The organism is Pseudomonas thivervalensis (assembly GCF_001269655.1).
GTDB classification, from domain to species: domain Bacteria; phylum Pseudomonadota; class Gammaproteobacteria; order Pseudomonadales; family Pseudomonadaceae; genus Aquipseudomonas; species Aquipseudomonas thivervalensis.
This window is the reverse complement of the sequence record NZ_LHVE01000014.1, coordinates 134,595-152,632: the sequence shown is the minus strand read 5'-3', so window position 1 is coordinate 152,632 and position 18,038 is coordinate 134,595. Positions and strand designations below refer to the sequence as shown.

19 protein-coding genes and 1 pseudogene are annotated in these 18,038 nt (G+C 59.0%); 7 read left to right on the top strand and 13 right to left on the bottom strand.

Going from position 1 to position 18,038, the window contains the following annotated elements:
* Positions 1 to 119: 119 nt before the first annotated feature.
* The 3 genes from AD659_RS20230 to AD659_RS20220 all read right to left on the bottom strand — a co-directional run bounded on the left by AD659_RS20230 (position 120) and on the right by AD659_RS20220 (position 2,880).
* Positions 120 to 1,142, bottom strand: coding sequence for a transporter (locus tag AD659_RS20230; protein ID WP_053124451.1), 1,023 nt, complete (start codon positions 1,140 to 1,142; stop codon positions 120 to 122).
* A gap of 181 nt (positions 1,143 to 1,323) precedes the next feature.
* The gene (locus AD659_RS20225) at positions 1,324 to 1,629 is read right to left on the bottom strand and encodes a PepSY domain-containing protein (protein WP_053124450.1); all 306 of its coding nucleotides are present in this window, start codon (positions 1,627 to 1,629) and stop codon (positions 1,324 to 1,326) included.
* Between the two features lie 123 nt (positions 1,630 to 1,752).
* Entirely contained in the window at positions 1,753 to 2,880 is a 1,128-nt protein-coding gene (locus AD659_RS20220; protein ID WP_053124448.1) for a glycerophosphodiester phosphodiesterase, read from the bottom strand.
* A 245-nt stretch (positions 2,881 to 3,125) separates the two neighbouring features.
* Between AD659_RS20220 and AD659_RS20215 the strand changes: the two genes are divergently transcribed.
* Positions 3,126 to 3,446, top strand: coding sequence for a DUF2025 family protein (locus AD659_RS20215; protein ID WP_053124446.1), 321 nt, complete (start codon positions 3,126 to 3,128; stop codon positions 3,444 to 3,446).
* Positions 3,447 to 3,667: 221 nt separating this feature from the next.
* On the opposite strand, the gene AD659_RS20210 is transcribed toward AD659_RS20215, so the two are convergent.
* Both AD659_RS20210 and AD659_RS20205 read right to left on the bottom strand, forming a co-directional pair.
* The gene (locus AD659_RS20210) at positions 3,668 to 3,982 is read right to left on the bottom strand and encodes an antibiotic biosynthesis monooxygenase family protein (RefSeq protein WP_053124444.1); all 315 of its coding nucleotides are present in this window, start codon (positions 3,980 to 3,982) and stop codon (positions 3,668 to 3,670) included.
* Positions 3,979 to 4,689: a CTP synthase C-terminal region-related (seleno)protein gene (locus tag AD659_RS20205; RefSeq protein WP_053124442.1), complete on the bottom strand. Its 711-nt coding sequence runs from the start codon at positions 4,687 to 4,689 to the stop codon at positions 3,979 to 3,981. Before AD659_RS20205 ends, AD659_RS20210 begins: the two co-directional genes overlap by 4 nt.
* Before the next feature lie 14 nt (positions 4,690 to 4,703).
* Here AD659_RS20205 and AD659_RS20200 point away from each other — a divergent pair, with 14 nt between their 5' ends.
* Positions 4,704 to 5,651, top strand: coding sequence for a LysR family transcriptional regulator (locus AD659_RS20200; RefSeq protein ID WP_053124439.1), 948 nt, complete (start codon positions 4,704 to 4,706; stop codon positions 5,649 to 5,651).
* A gap of 3 nt (positions 5,652 to 5,654) precedes the next feature.
* On the opposite strand, the gene AD659_RS20195 is transcribed toward AD659_RS20200, so the two are convergent.
* Entirely contained in the window at positions 5,655 to 6,263 is a 609-nt protein-coding gene (locus AD659_RS20195) for a TetR/AcrR family transcriptional regulator (RefSeq protein WP_053124437.1), read from the bottom strand.
* 190 nt (positions 6,264 to 6,453) lie between these two features.
* Between AD659_RS20195 and AD659_RS20190 the strand changes: the two genes are divergently transcribed.
* Positions 6,454 to 7,512, top strand: coding sequence for an MBL fold metallo-hydrolase (locus AD659_RS20190; RefSeq protein WP_053124435.1), 1,059 nt, complete (start codon positions 6,454 to 6,456; stop codon positions 7,510 to 7,512).
* A 17-nt stretch (positions 7,513 to 7,529) separates the two neighbouring features.
* Here the strand turns inward: AD659_RS20190 and AD659_RS20185 are convergent, their stop codons facing one another.
* Both AD659_RS20185 and AD659_RS20180 read right to left on the bottom strand, forming a co-directional pair.
* Positions 7,530 to 7,847, bottom strand: coding sequence for a helix-turn-helix domain-containing protein (locus tag AD659_RS20185; protein ID WP_053124433.1), 318 nt, complete (start codon positions 7,845 to 7,847; stop codon positions 7,530 to 7,532).
* A gap of 83 nt (positions 7,848 to 7,930) precedes the next feature.
* Complete coding sequence (locus AD659_RS20180) at positions 7,931 to 8,707, bottom strand: AraC family transcriptional regulator (RefSeq protein ID WP_053124432.1); 777 nt, start codon at positions 8,705 to 8,707, stop codon at positions 7,931 to 7,933.
* Positions 8,708 to 8,819: 112 nt separating this feature from the next.
* Between AD659_RS20180 and AD659_RS20175 the strand changes: the two genes are divergently transcribed.
* Positions 8,820 to 9,635: a sulfite exporter TauE/SafE family protein gene (locus tag AD659_RS20175; protein ID WP_053124429.1), complete on the top strand. Its 816-nt coding sequence runs from the start codon at positions 8,820 to 8,822 to the stop codon at positions 9,633 to 9,635.
* A gap of 6 nt (positions 9,636 to 9,641) precedes the next feature.
* Here AD659_RS20175 and AD659_RS20170 read toward each other — a convergent pair whose 3' ends face one another.
* The gene (locus AD659_RS20170) at positions 9,642 to 10,631 is read right to left on the bottom strand and encodes a hypothetical protein (protein WP_053124428.1); all 990 of its coding nucleotides are present in this window, start codon (positions 10,629 to 10,631) and stop codon (positions 9,642 to 9,644) included.
* Between the two features lie 313 nt (positions 10,632 to 10,944).
* Here AD659_RS20170 and AD659_RS20165 point away from each other — a divergent pair, with 313 nt between their 5' ends.
* Entirely contained in the window at positions 10,945 to 11,817 is an 873-nt protein-coding gene (locus AD659_RS20165) for a LysR family transcriptional regulator (protein ID WP_053124426.1), read from the top strand.
* A 27-nt stretch (positions 11,818 to 11,844) separates the two neighbouring features.
* Here AD659_RS20165 and AD659_RS20160 read toward each other — a convergent pair whose 3' ends face one another.
* On the bottom strand, positions 11,845 to 12,465 hold the full coding sequence (locus tag AD659_RS20160; RefSeq protein WP_053124424.1) for a LysE family translocator: 621 nt from the start codon (positions 12,463 to 12,465) through the stop codon (positions 11,845 to 11,847).
* Positions 12,466 to 12,802: 337 nt separating this feature from the next.
* On the opposite strand from AD659_RS20160, the gene AD659_RS20155 reads away from it, so the two are divergent.
* On the top strand, positions 12,803 to 13,048 hold the full coding sequence (locus AD659_RS20155) for a type II toxin-antitoxin system Phd/YefM family antitoxin (RefSeq protein WP_053124421.1): 246 nt from the start codon (positions 12,803 to 12,805) through the stop codon (positions 13,046 to 13,048).
* A gap of 193 nt (positions 13,049 to 13,241) precedes the next feature.
* Here AD659_RS20155 and AD659_RS30255 read toward each other — a convergent pair.
* From AD659_RS30255 to AD659_RS20145, 3 genes and pseudogenes are all read right to left on the bottom strand, one after another.
* Positions 13,242 to 13,520, bottom strand: a pseudogene (locus AD659_RS30255) (BRO-N domain-containing protein); the annotation flags it as partial.
* A 128-nt stretch (positions 13,521 to 13,648) separates the two neighbouring features.
* Positions 13,649 to 14,899: a ribonucleotide-diphosphate reductase subunit beta gene (locus AD659_RS20150; protein WP_053124419.1), complete on the bottom strand. Its 1,251-nt coding sequence runs from the start codon at positions 14,897 to 14,899 to the stop codon at positions 13,649 to 13,651.
* Between the two features lie 488 nt (positions 14,900 to 15,387).
* Positions 15,388 to 15,651, bottom strand: a complete 264-nt coding sequence (locus AD659_RS20145) for a DUF2790 domain-containing protein (protein WP_053124417.1) — start codon at positions 15,649 to 15,651, stop codon at positions 15,388 to 15,390.
* A 400-nt stretch (positions 15,652 to 16,051) separates the two neighbouring features.
* Here AD659_RS20145 and acs point away from each other — a divergent pair, with 400 nt between their 5' ends.
* Positions 16,052 to 18,007: an acetate--CoA ligase gene (gene acs / locus AD659_RS20140; protein WP_030142462.1), complete on the top strand. Its 1,956-nt coding sequence runs from the start codon at positions 16,052 to 16,054 to the stop codon at positions 18,005 to 18,007.
* The last annotated feature ends 31 nt before the right edge of the window (positions 18,008 to 18,038 follow it).

Here is an 18,038-nt window from a genome sequence, read left to right as displayed (position 1 = left end):
GGGACGCGATTGTTTGGGACAAGATCGCAGCCTCGTTACACTCGACAGCTCCTACAGCGCCTGAGCGGGAGCAAGCTCCCTCGCCACAAAAGCTTATGCGAACCCGAGGTGGATCAATCTCAATAATCGCGCCGCTTGCGAAAAGCCCATCGGCCTGCGATCACGGTGAAGGTTGCTACCAGCGCCACCAGGATCCAGAAACCCTCGGGATCACTGGCCAGCGGTACGCCGCCGACGTTCATGCCGAAGAAGCCGGCAATGATGTTGATAGGCAACGCCAGGACCGTGACCACCGTCAGGGTGAACAGCGTGCGGTTGCTTTGTTCGTTGAGGTTGGCGGCGATTTCTTCTTGCAGCAATTTGATCCGCTCGCCCAATGCGGTGAGGTCGTTGATGATCAGGGCGAACTCCTCGGTGGACTTGCGCAGCTCCTTGACGTCTTCCTTTTGCAACCACTGCGGAGGGCGGTTGAGCAGGCGCAGCAACGAGCCCGGCTCCAGGGCCAGCAGGCGTTGCAGGCGCACCAGCACGCGGCGGTGGCTGCCCAGCTCGGCGCGGTTGTTGGACACGCGCGAAGACAGCAGTTGGTCTTCGATCTGGTCGACGCTGAGGCTGGTCTTGCGCACGATCTGGGTCAGCACTTCGCCTTGGTCACGCAGCAGATGCACGAGCAGTTCCAGCGGCGAGCGAAAGCATTCGCCGGCCTTGACCGATGAGCGCAGCTTGTCGACCGAATGCAAGGGTTGCAGGCGCGCACTGATGATCAATCGACTGTGCACGCACACCCACAACGTGGAGACATCCGAGGACACCAGGTTGCTGAGGTTGAACACCACATCGTTCACCACCGCCAGCAATGCCGAGTCCACATGTTCGATGCGGGTCGAGCGCGAGCCTTCGTGCAGGGCTTCGAAGAATTCCTCGGGCAAGGCCAGATGATTCTTCATCCAGCGCTCGCAAGCGGCGTGGGCCAGGTTCAGGTGCAGCCAGAGGAACTCGTCGGCGTCTTGCGGTTGTTGCAGGCTTTGCAGCGCCTGGGCCGAATCGATCTCCCGGCCACGCTCGCCGGGACGGAATCGAAACCCGTAAAGCAGGCCGAACAGGTCCGGATCGCGATGGCTTTGGTCGATGCTGTGGTTCATGAGGGCTCGCTGGCGGGAAGTGCCTGTCGCGGCGACAGGTTCACTTGAGCGGCATCATCGCAAGCTTTCTTGATGGTTTTGTGACAGGTGCACGGCGTCGTCAGACCGGCGGCGGTTTACAGACGGCGTACGCAAAGAAGCCGCGCAACTCGAAAGTTGCGCGGCTTTTTTAATCCATGGATCAAGTGTCTTGCTTGTTCGACAGGACTTTACCGGTGGTTGCGTCGAAGTCCACGTCGAACTCTTTACCGTCGGCAGTTTTCAGTTCCACTTCATACTCATAACCGTTGAAGTGGTTATCCAGGTCGGTGTCGGTGATGGTGGCGCCGGGGTGCAACTTCAGGGCTTCTTCATTCATCGACTCGAGGGACTTGATCTTGCCTTCCTTGACCAGTTGAGGAATCTGATCGATGCGAACGTCCGCCTGGGCCAGGCCAGCGGTGAGGGTCAGGGCAGCGGCGGTGAACAGGGCAGTCAACGTTTTCATTTGTCTTTTCCTTGGTGTCGTTAAAGGGTGAGTCGTTTAAGTAGGTTCAGATTATCTGTGGCAACTTAATTCACCCTTAATTCGAAAAAACTTGAAGCAAGTTTCCTGAACCCGTCTTTCGTCTCAGTAGCCGTTCTTTTCCAATAGTTGCGCCACACTGCCTGCCTCGGGGCGCTCTAAGTACTTGAGCAATTCACTGGCACGGTTGGTGAAGATGCCATCGACACCGGCATCCATTACCTTCTTGAAGTCCACCGGTTCATCCACGGTGTAGACGTGCACCAGCAAGCCCTGGTCGTGGGTGTACCGGTTCATCCACGGCTGCACCAGGTCCGAGTAGCTCTGGCTGCCGCCGTGGGTCAACGCCGCCGAAGGACCAGTGCCAATGGCGCCATGGGCCTTGGCATACTGGACCCACTGCTCGAACTCGGCCTTGTCCTTGGGCTCCTGCTTGGCGTAGTAGGCGGCCTTGTCCGTTTCGCCGGACTGGGCAAACGTCACCTTGGACTTGGGTTCGATGTTGCCTTCGCCCACCCACAGCAGCAGGATCTTCGGCACTTTCGGCATCTCTTTGTGCAACAATTCCAGGCTGTTCTTTTCAAAGGTCTGCAAAACCACTTTGCCCTTGCCTTGGCCGACACCGGTGGCGCTCTTGGCTAGTTTCGAGCCCGCGGGGCTGAGCCAGCCGCGGTCCTGCAGCTTGTCCTTCAGGTCGCGTTCGATACCGGGGAACAGCTTCGGCTCCTTGGTTTCGATGTACAGCCCTGGTTTGTGCAGCGGGTTGCCCTCGGCAATGTTGATTACTTCGTCGAGGGTGAGGATCTTCAGGCCGACGAATGAAGGGCGGGCGCGGTCCGGGTAGGCGGTGTTGAACCAGCTGCCGGCATCGAGGGTTTTCAGTTCCGCCATGGTGAACTCATTGGCGGTGCTGTCCTTGCGTTCGGGAAACCTGGTGGCGACATCGGTGGTGCGCAGCAGGCTGTCGTCATGCAGGACGAACAACACGCCGTCCTTGCTGCGCTGCAGGTCCAGTTCCAGGTAGTCGGCGCCCAGGTCGCGGGCGAGCTTGTAGGCAGCGGCGGTGGACTCCGGCGCGTCGAACGAGGCGCCGCGGTGGGCAATGACCGCCGGGTGCGGAATGCCCTGAAGGGTTGCCAGGGCCTTGGGGCTCGGGGCCTCGGAGGCTTGTGCCTGGCCGAAGCCGAGTACCAGGCTCAGCATCAAGGCGCTGCGGGTGAAGGTGATAGGCATGCTCGAGATCCTTTCGTGGGAGGTGCGAAAACCTATCTTTTAACAACTGAACGCTGTCGGCGCTATCGCCACACCGACATAAACCTGCGCAAAGCAGATTTTTCCCACGCATTTTTCGGCCGCTTTGCAGTACCCTTGGCCGCACCAGTTTCCCCGGCAGAGGGAGACCTTAAATCCTGTATTCGCTTGCCCTGCGTGTAAACCATCGATCAGACGTCCCGAGGGACGCATCCATGAGGTTTACCATGCGCACCACTTCGACATTCATCTGCCAGGCCGCCGACCAGCTCAAGGGTTTTGTTGGCCTGAACCGCAAGACCGGCCAATACATCGTGCGGTTCAGCGAAGACGCCTTTGGCATGGACGTGGCCGACGACGGCATCATCCCCACCAGCGAATTTGTCTGGGCCCCTGCGTCAGACGGCACCATGGCCCTCAGTCGTGAGCGAATCCAGTTGTTGCTGGACCAGAACATCGACGACCGGATCAACCTGACCGAACCTTTACGCGTGTACATGGCCCGCAATGACCTGCCGGAGATCCTGGCGGTGCGGCAATTGGTGTAAGGCTGAAGCTCAACTCTTGAATAGAACAGAAACCCTGTGGGGGCCCACAGGATTTTTAGAACGGCACGGTCCTGTGGCGAGGGAGCTTGCTCCCGCTGGGTCGCGCAGCGGCGCCCAAAAAGAGCGATGAGCGCTGCGCACTCAAGCGGGAGCAAGCTCCCTCGCCACAAAAGCTTTCCAGCTATCACGCCACAGATTGATCAACGGTAAACGCTGTGACATTAGATTGGGCGTTGGAAGGCATAGTCCCGTTCGACCTTGCACACTCTTGTATGGCATTGGGTATACCAGGTGGAGCGGCCTCGCTCACGAATCGCGCTGTGTTCGGGATGCTGCTTCCACGCCAGGATCGCTGCTTCATCGCTCCAATAGGACACGGTGATTCCCAAACCATCGTCGCCACGGGCCGATTCGACGCCTAAAAATCCGGGCTGCTGCCGGGCAAGGGCCAGCATACGCTCGGCCGCTTCGGCGTAGCCTTGGTCCCCCTCGGTACGCAAGGAAGTGAAAATCACCGCGTAATAATGGGCGCTCATGACATTTGCCTCGCGCAGGCTTGGACAAACGCGCTGACCAGCGGTGGCACGCGGCCTTCCAGTGCGGCACGTTCGGGCTGGAACAGCGTGGCGACAAAGAACGGATGATCCTGCAGCTCCACCGCTCGCAGATCGCCGACCGAATCCCGGGCGACGGCATGCAGGTGCTGGCTCAGCAGATCTTTTTCAAAGTCCGGATTGACCCCGAAGCGGCAATGGTAGCCCTCGAACGCGGTCTGTCGGCCATAGGCCTTGGCAATCCGCGAGCCCGCCTCAAGCTGAAGGCTGTCGATGGTTTCCACCAAGGCACAGCTCAGCGGCGTCAGCAGGGCTCGTTCAGCCTCTGGGAAGGTTTCACCGTGGACGGCATTGGTCCACCCCATCACGTTGCGAGCATATTCCAGCACGGCATGCTGAAAACCACCGCAGGTGCCCAGGAAAGGGCGACGTTGTTCGCGGGCAAAACGAATGGCATGCAAGGCGCCGGCTTCGTTTTGGTAGGGGCTGCCGGGCACGCACCAGACACCGTCGAAATCCTCCAGCACGGCATTGTCAGTAATGCGCGGTGTTGCCAGCCATTGGAAGCGAATGGCATGGCCGGTTTGTGTGCCAGCCAGCTCAAGCGCAAGGGGGATCGCCCGGTGAGCGATGATCTGAGGGTCGTGGTCGCCGACCAGGGCGATGTTCAAAGCACGCTGTTTTTCCATGAGAGGCTCGCCGCTTGTTGATTCCTGGTTGCCACTATAGATTGGCGTTCACGCAATCAATATTGGCGTTTACCCAAGTGATCAATGCAGCGACGCACTATCGGCTGGACTATCCCGATCTGTCCCTGATCCTGGCGCTGGTCCGTGGCGGCTCGCTGGCCCGGGCCGCTCGGCTGCTGCAGGTGGACGTGTCGACGGTGTTTCGTTCGGTACGTCGGCTGGAAGCGGCCCTGGGCCAGCCCTTGTTCGAGAAAAGCCGTTCCGGGTACTTACCCACGAGCCTGGCCCAGGCGTTGGCCGAACAAGCCGAGCGTGCCGAGCAGGCGTTGGAGGCGGCGCGGGTGGGGGTGGAGCAGGGCGGCGAGATCGTCAGCGGGACGGTGCGCCTGACGTGCAGTGATTCAGTCCTGCAAGCGTTGCTGCTGCCGGCGCTGGCGCGTTTCATGCCAGCTTATCCGGCATTGAGCCTTGAGTTGAGCACTTCGAACGACTTCGCCAACCTGAGCCGCCGCGATGCTGACATAGCCTTGCGACTGACCCGTACACCGCCGGAACACCTGGTCGGTCGCAACCTTGGCAACGTGGTTTACCGGGTATGTGCCGGTGCCACGTACCTGCGCTCGGCCAATGCCGATGACCTGGCTTCCATGACCTGGATCGCGCCGGATGATTTTCTCCCGGATCACCCCACCGTGGCCTGGCGCCGCCAGCATCTACCCGGTGTAGTGCCCGCCTATCGCTGCAACAGCATGCTCTCGGTCACCGAACTGGTGCGGGCCGGTTTAGGTGTTGCGGCGCTACCGGACTTTTTGATCGATGAAAATAAAGGTCTGATGCCCCTTGGCGAACCGCTGGTGGGATACGACACGGCGCTATGGCTATTGACCCGCCCAGACTGCCGGGCCTTGCGTTCGGTGGTGACCTTGTTCGATGAGCTAGGGCGCAATCTGCGCTGGGGTTGAGACTTAAGCCTGGTAACGACTCAGGAACATGTCGAGGGCCGATTCGATCACGTGGGCCTGCTCCTCCCGGGTCAGGCTCGGTTGCCCCATCGACACCTGTGGCCAGAAAGCAAACGTCTTGAGCAGCCCATGCATTTGTTGAGCGGCGAAGGCCGGCTCCACGGGTTTCAACCGACCATCGGCCTGGGCTTGGCGAATCCAGGCCGTCAGGCCTTCCTCACGCTGGCCCATGCGCGACACCATGTCCTGGGCTCGCTCCGGGGAGTGAATCGTTGCGGCGATGGCGATGCGCGCCAGGTCGAGGAAATTCTCGTCCGCCAGCATATGCAATTTGGCTTGCAGCAACCTTTGAAGCTGCTCCCGTAGCGGCGTTTGTGGGCTGTAGGGCATGTCCTGTTCTGCGGTAATGCTGTTCCATAACCGATTCAGAATCTCGGCAAACAGTTCTTCCTTGCTGGGAAAATGGTTATACACCGTGCGCTTCGATACGCCGGCGGTCGCCGCGATCCTGTCCATGCTGGTGATCTCGAAACCGCTGCTGCGGAATTCAGCAATCGCGGCCTGGAGGATGGCTTCGCGTTTTCGCTCGGTAAGGCGCTGCGGTACGGTCATGGGCAATTCGTCGGTTGAGATAAGAGAACTTACACTCGGCAGTTTACTTGCCTTGGGGATTCATGCAATCTAGAAACTACACCGAGTGGTGTAGTTTCTGTGTCAAACGGCTGAGCGTGCAAGCAACGGCCATCCAGCGTCCCACAACGACGAAGCGCAATGGCGACGACGTCCTTGGAGTTATCGCACCATGACCATTCCCTCTCTTTCGACCGACAGCCCGTCTGGCCATGACTCATCCCGGCAAGAACAGGGCAAATATCGCAACCATGCCTACACGCCGCGGGAAGGCTTTGGTACCACCCTGCGAATCATCTGGAACATGATCTTTCACAAGCCACGTTCCACTCGCCCAGCAGGCGCCATCGACGTTCAACCGTTAACGCGCGCCGCGCTGCTGGCCGCGCCGAACCACAGCGTTTTCCGTCTCGGCCACTCCACCGTGTTGCTCAAGCTGCGGGATAAATTCTGGCTGACCGACCCGGTGTTCTCCGAACGCGCCTCACCCGTGCAATGGGCCGGCCCGAAGCGTTTCCATCAGCCGCCCATCAGCCTGAAAGAATTACCGCCCATCGAAGCGGTGATCCTTTCCCACGATCATTACGACCACCTCGATCATCAGGCCATTCTCAAGCTGGCGGCCAAGACTCGCCACTTCCTGACGCCCCTCGGCGTGGGCGACACCCTGATCAAATGGGGCGTCGACGCCAGCAAGGTACGTCAGCTGGACTGGTGGCAAGGCACCGAGGTGGACGGCATCGAGTTCATCGCCACGCCCTCCCAGCATTTTTCCGGACGCGGCCTGTTCGACAGCAACAGCACTTTGTGGGCGTCGTGGGTGATGATCGACGGCGGCACGCGAATTTTCTTCAGCGGCGACACCGGTTACTTCGAGGGTTTCAAACGCATCGGCGAACAATACGGCCCCTTCGACCTGACGCTGATGGAAACCGGCGCCTATAACGTCGACTGGCCCCATGTCCACATGCAGCCGGAGCAGACCTTGCAGGCCCATATCGACCTCAAGGGCCGTTGGCTACTGCCAATCCACAACGGCACGTTCGACCTGGCGATGCATGCCTGGTATGAACCCTTCGACCGCATCCTGGCCTTGGCCTGGGAACGCAACGTTTGCATCACCACACCGCAAATGGGCGAAGCCTTCACCCTGACGCAGCCGCAACGTGGCCGCGCCTGGTGGCTGGATGTGGACCCCTCGACCTATCAGGACCAGGCCGGTATCGCCTAGAACCTGCGCTGCGGGAATCATTCGATCATCGCGTAATCGGAACGCCCCATCGGGTCCGGGGTCGCGCCCTTGATGTTCATGCCGCGCCCCGGAGCGAAGCCGGGGAAGAACACCAGGCCCTCGGCCTCCAGGCGAAACGCCAGGGCCAGGCGAGTCACATCGAGCAACTCGCCACCGACCTCGAAGCGGCGGATGGCCTGGACCGAGACGCCGGATTGCCGGGACAGCTCCTCGACACTCCAGCCCAACATGGCTCGCGCCTGTGCACAGTGGGCGGGGGTGAACTGATAGACAGCGATGCGTTCCAGGGTGGTTTTGATTGCGAGAGAGGCCATGGGGGTGCTCCAAAGCTGTGGGATTAAAAAATACTGTGTTTTTGTACAGTTGTTTTGAATCCCGATCAATCTCATTTTTTTGATCAATGACCGGCGGTCTTCGCCAACCAGGCGCTCGGCGCGTGACCCAATACGCGACGGAACATGGTGGAGAACGCAGCGGGACTGTCGTAGCCCAGGTCCAAGGCTATGCGTGTTACCGAATCCCCTTCAGCCAGGCGGGCCAACGCCGACATCACACACGCCTGCTGCCGCCACTGGCTGAAACTCAGCGCGGTCTGCCGGCTGAACAGGCGATTGAACGAGCGCAGGCTGATGTGCAATTGCGCCGCCCATTCCACGGGCGAGGCATGGGCGTCGGGGTGTTCCAGGAACGCCTGGCACAGGCTGAGCAGGCGAGGATCCTTGGGCAGCGGAAGGTGCAGGGGCAGGTGGGTGCTGCGCAGCAACTCGTGTAGTAGCAGATGAATCAACGCCCCGTCCCGACCCGCCTCGTCGTAGTCCGGCGCAAGCTCGACGGCCTCCATCAGCAACTGGCGCATCAGGGGCGACACACTGATGACCTGGCACTGCGTCCCCATGGCCATTACCGCGTCCGGTTCGATGTACAGGCTGCGCGTACTCACGCCCAGCATTAGCACCTCATGGTCGACCCCCGGCGGAATCCACACCGCCCGTTGCGGCGGCACCACCCAATTGCCGTCCGCCGTGCTGACCTGCATGACCCCGGTGGCACCGTAGAGCAACTGCGCGCGGCGATGGCGATGCAGCGGCAGTACTTGCCCGTGAGCGTAATCGGTGCCGATGGCAACGACGGCCCTGGGTGTCGCATCCAATAAATCGATCGAACTGTTGCGCATCGATGGGCCGCTCACGATTGGCGTAAATGCGAACATTATTGGCCTGTTTGCTACTGCAGGCCAAGCTTCGCCTCCCTATGGTAGGCGCCTCCCATTCCACGGATGCGCCTCGATGTTCTATGTATTGCTTGCCTGTTTCGGCTGCCTGAGTGGCATCACCGCCGTGCTGTTCGGCTTCGGCGGCGGCTTCGTCGTGGTGCCCTTGCTGTACCGCATGCTCACCGCCAGCCACGGTGCCGACGACCCTGTCGGCCAATCGGCGATGCACATTGCCGTGGCCACCTCGACCTGCGTGATGATCGTCAACGCACTGATCGCCACGGTGAAGCATCACCGCGCCCGCAACCTCATTCGCCATTATGTATGGCCGTTGGGCGGCTTCATCGGCCTGGGTGCGGTCGTCGGAGCTGTTGGCGCCATGTGGGCGAGCAGCGAAGTCATTCGCTATGGGTTCATCGTTTATTTGGGCGTGACCATTCTGGACTGCTTGTTCAGACGCGGTTTTCTGACACAGTCTGACGCTGTGATCCCACGGCGATTGGGCAGGGCAGAGGTCTCGGCTGGCGGGATCAGCATCGGTGCCATCGCTACTTTCCTGGGCGTGGGCGGCAGCGTCATGACGGTGCCGCTGTTGCGCCGTTGCGGGCTGAACATGTCGCGCGCGACGTCCATGGCTAACCCGTTGAGTTTGCCGGTTGCGGTGGCCGGGACGCTGACTTACATGGCCATGGCCGGGTTTACCGAGTTTGATTTGGGGCCGTGGTTTGTGGGTTACATCGACTTGATGGCCTTCGCTGTGCTCACACTTGGCGCGCTACTGGGTATTCGTCTGGCAACACCATGGATCGGACGGATACCGGATAAGGTCCATGCGCGGGTGTATGTGGGATTGTTGATGTTGGTGCTGATCGGGATGTGCCTGAGGTAGGGGTCGTTATTGACCCGCCAACCCCGGCGCCTCACGGATGATGAAGTGATCCAGGTTCTCGATATTGGCACTGAACACCCCGAACGTTTCTTCGGGGTTCTTCTTGCTCGGCACCTGTTTCAACTCCGGCGTGACGCCATAAAAGAAGCAATACAACGGCGCGTCACTGTCGATGGCATGCTTGATCTCTGCCAGGAACGCCTTGCGCTTGCGGTAGTTATCGATCAGCTTCTTGCTCAGGTAAACGGTGACCGAGTAAGGCTTCTTCTTCGCCTCGTCCGGCTGCTTGAACCAGACCTTTGCTTCGAAGTCGATGCGAAAACTCAGGGTGTAATCCTTGATCTCCTTGATCTTGCCCCAGTAAATCAAGCCCTTGTTGTCCTGCAAATACTCGATCTTCTTGAAGAACGATCCATAGGGCGCCGTGTGCTCGCCAATCTTCAGCGGCTTGCGCTTGAGCAGGTCCTTGTCCGCGAAGTTCGAGACGAAACATTCCACAGGGTGGGCGAAGACGCTGGTTTTGTCAGGTGTTGAATCCTGCGGGGAATGAACGCTATCACCGTGGGAAGATACGGAGGGAGGCGTAGGCCGAGTCGCGTCAACGTCCTTCGATGGGTCGGACGGCTTACGCAGGTACTGACGCCGTGTCAGCAACAGCTCCGACGGAAAATGTTCCTCGCGGTCGTCATCCGTTTCCGCCTCGCCACTCTCTACACCCAACCCCGGTGTTTTCGGACTGACATAAGGACAGCCCTCGATATGCTGGGTAGTAGGCTGATTCTTGAAATGCGGCGTGCGGATGTAATTGACGTTCTTGGCATTGAACGTCGTCAGCCGATTCTCTTCATCAAACGCCGCCCGACAGGCATCGTTGGGGCACTGAAAGCGCTCCTTGGCCGAATCGAAGGCCATGGTCTCGTCGAAATTCAGATCCCGAACGTCATAGATCGAAAGCTTGGCATCGAGGCTGAGGCAGTAGGCGGTGTCGAATTTCATCGGGGCTCGGGTCCGTGAGAGGAAGTGTATTAATACCGAAGGACGCGGCGGGCTGCACCCAAAGTTTCAACCCACCACAAACCCTGTGGGAGCGAGCTTGCTCGCGATCCCCAAAACCAACCCAGCCATCAAGCCCGCCACCCGTGGCGAGGGAGCTTGCTCCCGCTGGGCTGCGAAGCGGCCCCCGATCCGCAGTTTCTTACTCAGGGAAATCGATATCATAGTGCTGGTTTTTGCTCAACAACGTGGCCTCTAATTATTTCGAACAGAAATAGGAGAGATCGATTTTTCCTTTTTTGGGTATGTCATCAACATGGATTGGGATGATCTGAAAGTTTTTATCTTCGTGGCTAAATCGAACAACGTGACCGAGGCCGGAATCTCGCTCAAGGTTTCGGCCTCGACGGTGTCGCGCAAGATCGCAGCGCTTGAGGAGTCGCTCGGTACGGTATTGTTTTCGAAGAAAACCAACGGCTACTTCCTGACTGAGGCGGGAAGGGCGTTACTGCCATTGGCACTGGAAACGGAGGAGCGTTTCAAACTGATCGAGCGGCAGATGTCGCAACCGGGTGATCGGATGGCGGGACAGGTGCGCATTGATTGTCCGGAGCTCATGGGCACGCACTTGATCATTCCGCAACTCGCGGTATTTCACGATCAGCACCCCGAGATCAGCTTCGACTTCATTAACTCGGCGGTGTCGTTGAAACTCACACAAAGCCACAGCGACATCATTATCCGCTTGCGCAGACCGGAAAACGGTAACTTCACCATGCGCCGGGTCGGCACATTGATGCAGGGGCTTTTCTGCTCCCAGGCGTATGCCGATGCCAACGGCCTGCCGGTCGAACCCGCCGACCTCAAGCACCACAGTCTGATCGGCTGGACCGAAGAAATGTCGTACATGCCGCTCGCCCAATGGTTGAGCGAAATGGCTGGAAACCATAGGCTGTGGATGCGTGTTTCAAACCTGAATGCGCAGCTCAAGGCGGTCGAAGCCAATCTGGGGATTGCCGCGTTACCCGTCTATGTCGGACATCAGTCCGGTCTGTGCCAGGTGTTGGCCGATCGCCCTGCGCGCAGCTCGGAAATCTGGTTGTTGCGCAATCAGGCGACCCAGGGTGTGAGCCGCGTTGATCGAGTGGTGGAGTATCTGACGGAGCTGTTTCACCGCGATATTGCATGAACAATGGGTCTGGCCATAGAAACCTCCTTAAAGCGGACCGATGCGCAGGAAAATCCAAACAGCCACCGCTATCAACATCAGGCCGAACGCGGCGTTCTGAAACATCAGCAATTTGGGGCGCGATTGGATCAGTTTCTGCACGGTCGACCCCATCGACACCCAGATGACGTGCGAGAAGAAGTTCAGCGAAATCAGCGCCGCACTGAGGATCAACACGACCGTGCTGCTGGTCTCGCCGGAAGGCATGAACGTGGAAAACATCACCAGCAACATCACGATCCCTTGCACGTTGCCCAGTTGTACAACAATGCCGTCCCGAAATTGCAGGTGCATGGCCTTGTCGGTGGGCGCCTTCAGTGGCCGGCGCAGCATGCGCACACCCAGCCACAAGATGTAGAAACTGCCCACCACTTGCAGCGCCCATACCAGCGTCGGATTGTTCGTCAGCGTGTGATAAAGGCCTAAGCCGACCAGCACGGCGATCAGGAAGTAAGTCATGTCGAGCCCAACGATAAACCGCACCGAACGACGCACACCGCTTTGCGCACCCGACGTCGCCACCATCAAGTTGCCCGGGCCTGCACTCAGGGTCAGCGGCACCATGGTCGATAGCCAAAGCAACCAGTTGATGCTGAAAATTTCTTGCATGTTGTCTTCCTTAATCACAACGCGGACTGAACTCCGGCAAGTCTAATTCGCGGTTGCTTCTAAGGTTATAGCGAAGAGCGCAAGGCGGTTTCTCATAAATGGGGGAAGGGTGGTGGGGAGGAGGGCGCTCGCGACTACCACAAACAATTCAGCCATCAGGCCTGCCACCTGCCTGCGCCCTGACACCAACCCGTGGCGAGGGAGCTTGCTCCCGCTGGGCTGCGTAGCGGCCCTCGTTCCGCAGTTCCCTACTTTGAGAAATCGATATCATGATGCTGGTTCTTAGCTCGATCTGGAATTCTAATGGCTGCTTAGCTAAATCCATGGAGGCCGTTGTATGAGTGAACAGGTGCAAGTAACCCTGCAAGAAGCAAAATCCCACCTCTTACAACTGGGGGCGCGTGCGTGGCTGGGCGACAAGGTTGTGATCACCAATGCCGGCAAGCCTTATCTGGATCTGCTGCCCCATGTCGATACGCTTCAGGCGCGCAAGCCTGGACGGTTGAAGGGGAAGATTCGGATATCAGCGGATTTCGACCGCACCCCCGAGGATCTCATCAATGGCTTTGAGGGCCGGTTCTGAGTACAGAATCGCCAAAGCCGTGGAAACCTGCCCGAAATTTTCAAAACAACGCAGCAACCAAGCCCTACACCAACCTATGGCCTGACACCCGTGGCGAGGGAGCTTGCTCCCGCTGGGCTGCGCAGCAGCCCCAACTCCAAATTCCAGACAAAAAGCCGTCGCTCGAACACGGACGACGGCTTCTGCTGGAATCTCAAAACCCTCGCAAAATCCGAGAAGCTTTCCGCCACCAAGACTCATGCTGACTAAACGGATCATCCACCAGCACCGCCGGCATATCCCGCAAGCGAATCCATGGTTCATCCTGCCAGTGCAGCATGCAGAGCGACATCTTCGGCCAATCCAACACGCTCAACGTAGGCCGTTCCACATTATGCGAGTAGCGCTCATCCCGCAGGGTTGGCACCACCTGATGTGTGATCCACTCACGCAGCAACCGATACTCAGGGCAGTAGTGATAAACCAGCAACGCGAGTTTTTCGTAGGGAAGGGCAGCATGCCGGTTCCAGAAATAAACGCAGTTCTGGTCCTGTAGAAATAAAAAACCCCGTTTTCACGGGGTTTTTAGTTACGCGTGCAGCCTAGGATCTGTCTTTCGAATCAATCCCAGCTCAAAGCCCCACCCGTCTGATACTCAATCACGCGCGTCTCAAAGAAGTTCTTCTCTTTCTTCAAGTCCATGATCTCGCTCATCCAAGGGAACGGGTTCGTCGTCCCTGGGTACTCTTCCTTCAAGCCAATCTGCGACAAGCGACGGTTAGCGATGAACTTGAGGTAATCCTCCATCATCGCCGCGTTCATGCCCAGTACACCGCGAGGCATGGTGTCGCGGGCGTATTCGATTTCCAGTTGGGTCCCTTGCAGGATCATCTGGGTTGCTTCTTCCTTCATCTCGGCATCCCACAGGTGTGGGTTTTCGATTTTGATCTGGTTGATCACGTCGATGCCGAAGTTCAGGTGCATGGATTCGTCGCGCAGGATGTACTGGAACTGCTCGGCGACGCCGGTCATTTTGTTGCGGCGGCCCATGGAGAGGATCTGGGTGAAGCCGCAGTAGAAGAAGATGCCTTCCAGGACGCAGTAGTAAGCGATCAGGTTGCGCAGCAGCTCTTTATCGGTTTCCGGGGTGCCGGTTTCGAACTTCGGATCGGAGATCGAACGGGTGTATTTCAGGCCCCAGGCGGCTTTTTTCGCGACCGATGGGATCTCGTGGTACATGTTGAAGATTTCGCCTTCATCCATGGCCAGCGATTCGATGCAGTACTGGTAGGCGTGGGTGTGGATCGCCTCTTCGAAGGCCTGGCGCAGGATGTACTGGCGGCACTCCGGGTTGGTGATCAGGCGGTACACGGCCAGGACCAGGTTGTTGGCGACCAGGGAGTCGGCGGTGGAGAAGAAGCCCAGGTTGCGCATCACGATGCGGCGTTCGTCGTCGGTCAGGCCTTCCGGGTTTTTCCAGAGGGCGATGTCGGCGGTCATGTTGACTTCTTGCGGCATCCAGTGGTTTGCGCAGCCGTCCAGGTACTTCTGCCAGGCCCAGTCATATTTGAATGGCACGAGCTGGTTGAGGTCGGCGCGGCAGTTGATCATGCGCTTTTCATCGACGGCGACACGGGCGGAGGCGCCTTCGAGTTCGGCGAGGCCTTCGGCGACGTCGAGTTTGTCGAGGGCGGCCTTGGCGCGAATGATCGCGGCCGAGTCGCTGGCCGTCACGGCCCGGGCTTCGAGGGCGGCGGCACCGCCGGCGCTGTCGAGGCGGTCCATGTTGGCTTCAGAAGCGTGGCCGGCGTTGGCGCCTTTTACAGCGACTTCGCCACTGTCTTCTTTGTCGAATTCGTCCCAGCTCAGCATGACGTGTCGTCTCCTGCGTGAGGGCCAGATGCCCGATGAAGGCCTACTGGCCGCGGTGGATCTTGAAAAATCGTTTGTTGCAGCAGCTGACGCAGGCAATAAACAGAAAAATGTACGGGTCATTCCGGAGCGGCGGTGAACGCGAGGAGGCGACTGGCCTCTGCGTGGCTCCAGGCTGGCGTGATCCCCTGTAAGGGAATATTGCAGGCCCGTTTAAGGCGGCATTATAAGGACTTTTTTGCCTACGTGCTGCGGCGAAATAGCTCACAGAAGGGACGGCGGGTGGGATATCCGCGTGGGAGCGAGGGTTTACAAGGCTTTGGCCGCTCAAGATTTTTTTTGCATGAAGCGGATCGCGGATTTTTTTGATCAAAAAACCAGCGTTTTTTGCGATTTTGCACTACATGTTGTGTTTGTGGAGGCTTTTCGGCGGTTACAGACACAACCAGGCCCGAGCGAAATCGGGCCATGGAAATTGCCAGTTGTGATCAGCCGTTGGAGCAACCGGTGCCCATGATGCTGTAGCGCAGGATGTGGCGCTGGCCCTTGGAGTCGTCGTATTCCATCTTCGCCGGGACCACTTCGCAGACGTTCGGGATGTCACTCATGGAGATGACCTTGGCGATGTCCAAGTGAGTGGAGTAGGTGTACTCCTCGATGGCTGGTTTTTGCTGTGCTGCGTCGGTCGGGGCCTCATCCGCCATCGCGGTGGCGCACAGGCTGCCGAGGACCAGAACCCATAAAGCTTTCATCTGTATTTCACCTTTTTTGAGGTCGAGTGGGGTCACGCAACCTTTTTGGGGTTGCGTGTGGAGCAAGTATTGGAGGTTGGATTAACGGCCTTCGTGGGGGCTGTGTTGCGTTAATCGTGTTTGCCGGTTGGCGAGGTGGATTTTAGAAGGTGAGGGTGGGGGTAAACAGACTCGGTTTTGATAAACACTGTTGGTTGATCTGGTAATAATCGCTAGAGGTGGTGGGGTTGTCTGTTGCGTCTATGTTGGATGTGCTGCCGTCATCGCGAGCAAGCTCGGCTCCCACTAGTACCGACATTTTGTAGGGACTTGTTACTACCATCGTCGAATGGTTCTATAGGCCCGCCCCGGGCTACAACGGGATCATACAAAAACAACTATTGTCACCGAGGTAAGAAAGATGAGTGCGGCTTCTGTGTATCCCGTTCGTCCCGAGGTAGCGGCCAATACGCTGACTGACGAGGCGACCTACAAGGCCATGTACCAGCAGTCGGTCGTCAACCCCGATGGTTTCTGGCGTGAGCAGGCCAAGCGCCTCGATTGGATCAAGCCTTTCACCACGGTGAAGCAGACTTCTTTCGACGATCACCATGTCGACATCAAGTGGTTTGCCGACGGCACCTTGAACGTTTCCTACAACTGCCTCGACCGTCATCTGGCCGAGCGCGGCGATCAAATTGCGATTATCTGGGAGGGCGATGACCCGTCCGAGAGCCGCAACATCACCTATCGCGAGCTGCACGAAGAAGTCTGCAAGTTCGCCAACGCCCTGCGCGGCCAGGACGTGCACCGCGGCGACGTGGTGACCATCTACATGCCGATGATCCCTGAAGCCGTGGTCGCGATGCTGGCCTGTACCCGCATCGGTGCGATTCACTCGGTGGTGTTCGGCGGTTTCTCCCCTGAAGCCTTGGCGGGTCGGATCATCGACTGCAAATCCAAGGTGGTGATCACCGCTGACGAAGGCATTCGCGCCGGCAAGAAGATCCCGCTCAAGGCCAACGTCGATGACGCGCTGACCAACCCGGAAACCAGCAGCATCCAGAAAGTCATCGTGTGCAAGCGCACGGCGGGCAACATCAAGTGGAACCAGCACCGCGACATCTGGTACGAAGACCTGATGAAGGTAGCCGGTACCGTTTGCGCGCCGAAAGAAATGGGCGCCGAGGAAGCGCTGTTCATCCTCTACACCTCCGGCTCCACCGGCAAACCGAAGGGCGTGCAGCACACCACCGCCGGCTACTTGCTGTACGCGGCGCTGACCCATGAGCGGGTGTTCGACTACAAGCCAGGCGAGGTCTACTGGTGCACCGCCGACGTGGGTTGGGTCACTGGCCACAGCTATATCGTCTACGGCCCGCTCGCCAACGGCGCGACCACGCTGCTGTTCGAAGGCGTGCCGAACTACCCGGACATCACTCGGGTGGCCAAGGTCGTCGACAAGCATAAGGTCAGCATCCTCTACACCGCCCCGACCGCGATCCGCGCCATGATGGCCTCGGGCACTGCCGCTGTCGAAGGTGCCGATGGCAGCAGCCTGCGCCTGTTGGGTTCGGTGGGTGAGCCGATCAACCCGGAAGCCTGGGACTGGTACTACAAGAATGTCGGCAAGGAGCGTTGCCCGATCGTCGACACCTGGTGGCAGACCGAAACCGGTGGCGTGCTGATCAGCCCGCTGCCAGGCGCCACGGCGTTGAAGCCGGGTTCGGCCACGCGTCCGTTCTTCGGCGTGGTGCCGGCGCTGGTGGACAACCTTGGCAACCTGATCGAAGGCGCTGCCGAAGGCAACCTGGTGATCCTCGATTCGTGGCCAGGCCAGGCGCGTACGCTGTACGGCGACCATGACCGTTTCGTTGACACCTACTTCAAGACCTTCAGCGGCATGTACTTCACCGGTGACGGTGCTCGTCGTGACGAGGATGGCTACTACTGGATCACCGGTCGGGTGGATGACGTGCTCAACGTCTCCGGCCACCGCATGGGCACGGCCGAGATCGAGAGCGCCATGGTCGCCCACCCGAAAGTCGCCGAAGCGGCGGTGGTGGGTGTGCCGCACGACATCAAGGGCCAGGGCATCTATGTCTACGTCACCCTCAATGCCGGCGAAGAAACCAGCGAGGCCCTGCGCCTGGAACTGAAGAACTGGGTGCGCAAGGAGATCGGTCCGATTGCTTCGCCGGACGTGATCCAGTGGGCACCGGGGCTGCCGAAGACCCGCTCCGGCAAGATCATGCGCCGCATCCTGCGCAAGATCGCCACGGCGGAATACGACGGGTTGGGTGATATCTCCACCCTGGCCGACCCGGGTGTGGTGGCGCATCTGATCGAGACGCACAAGACCATGAACGTGGCCTGACGGTAACCCGTAACACCGAAAAGCCCCGCCC

Bases quoted from the DNA above. Each gene is read 5' to 3' on its own strand.
- AD659_RS20195 (WP_053124437.1), bottom strand. From the start codon at position 6,263: ATGACCGTACCGCAGCGCCTTACCGAGCGAAAACGCGAAGCCATCCTC.
- AD659_RS20180 (WP_053124432.1), bottom strand. From the start codon at position 8,707: ATGCGCAACAGTTCGATCGATTTATTGGATGCGACACCCAGGGCCGTC.
- AD659_RS20145 (WP_053124417.1), bottom strand. From the start codon at position 15,651: ATGAAAGCTTTATGGGTTCTGGTCCTCGGCAGCCTGTGCGCCACCGCG.
- AD659_RS20225 (WP_053124450.1), bottom strand. From the start codon at position 1,629: ATGAAAACGTTGACTGCCCTGTTCACCGCCGCTGCCCTGACCCTCACC.
- AD659_RS20210 (WP_053124444.1), bottom strand. From the start codon at position 3,982: ATGAGCGCCCATTATTACGCGGTGATTTTCACTTCCTTGCGTACCGAG.
- AD659_RS20175 (WP_053124429.1), top strand. From the start codon at position 8,820: ATGTTCTATGTATTGCTTGCCTGTTTCGGCTGCCTGAGTGGCATCACC.
- AD659_RS20165 (WP_053124426.1), top strand. From the start codon at position 10,945: ATGGATTGGGATGATCTGAAAGTTTTTATCTTCGTGGCTAAATCGAAC.
- AD659_RS20160 (WP_053124424.1), bottom strand. From the start codon at position 12,465: ATGCAAGAAATTTTCAGCATCAACTGGTTGCTTTGGCTATCGACCATG.
- AD659_RS20220 (WP_053124448.1), bottom strand. From the start codon at position 2,880: ATGCCTATCACCTTCACCCGCAGCGCCTTGATGCTGAGCCTGGTACTC.
- AD659_RS20205 (WP_053124442.1), bottom strand. From the start codon at position 4,689: ATGGAAAAACAGCGTGCTTTGAACATCGCCCTGGTCGGCGACCACGAC.
- AD659_RS20215 (WP_053124446.1), top strand. From the start codon at position 3,126: ATGCGCACCACTTCGACATTCATCTGCCAGGCCGCCGACCAGCTCAAG.
- AD659_RS20230 (WP_053124451.1), bottom strand. From the start codon at position 1,142: ATGAACCACAGCATCGACCAAAGCCATCGCGATCCGGACCTGTTCGGC.
- AD659_RS20155 (WP_053124421.1), top strand. From the start codon at position 12,803: ATGAGTGAACAGGTGCAAGTAACCCTGCAAGAAGCAAAATCCCACCTC.
- acs (WP_030142462.1), top strand. From the start codon at position 16,052: ATGAGTGCGGCTTCTGTGTATCCCGTTCGTCCCGAGGTAGCGGCCAAT.
- AD659_RS20190 (WP_053124435.1), top strand. From the start codon at position 6,454: ATGACCATTCCCTCTCTTTCGACCGACAGCCCGTCTGGCCATGACTCA.
- AD659_RS20170 (WP_053124428.1), bottom strand. From the start codon at position 10,631: ATGAAATTCGACACCGCCTACTGCCTCAGCCTCGATGCCAAGCTTTCG.
- AD659_RS20185 (WP_053124433.1), bottom strand. From the start codon at position 7,847: ATGGCCTCTCTCGCAATCAAAACCACCCTGGAACGCATCGCTGTCTAT.
- AD659_RS20150 (WP_053124419.1), bottom strand. From the start codon at position 14,899: ATGCTGAGCTGGGACGAATTCGACAAAGAAGACAGTGGCGAAGTCGCT.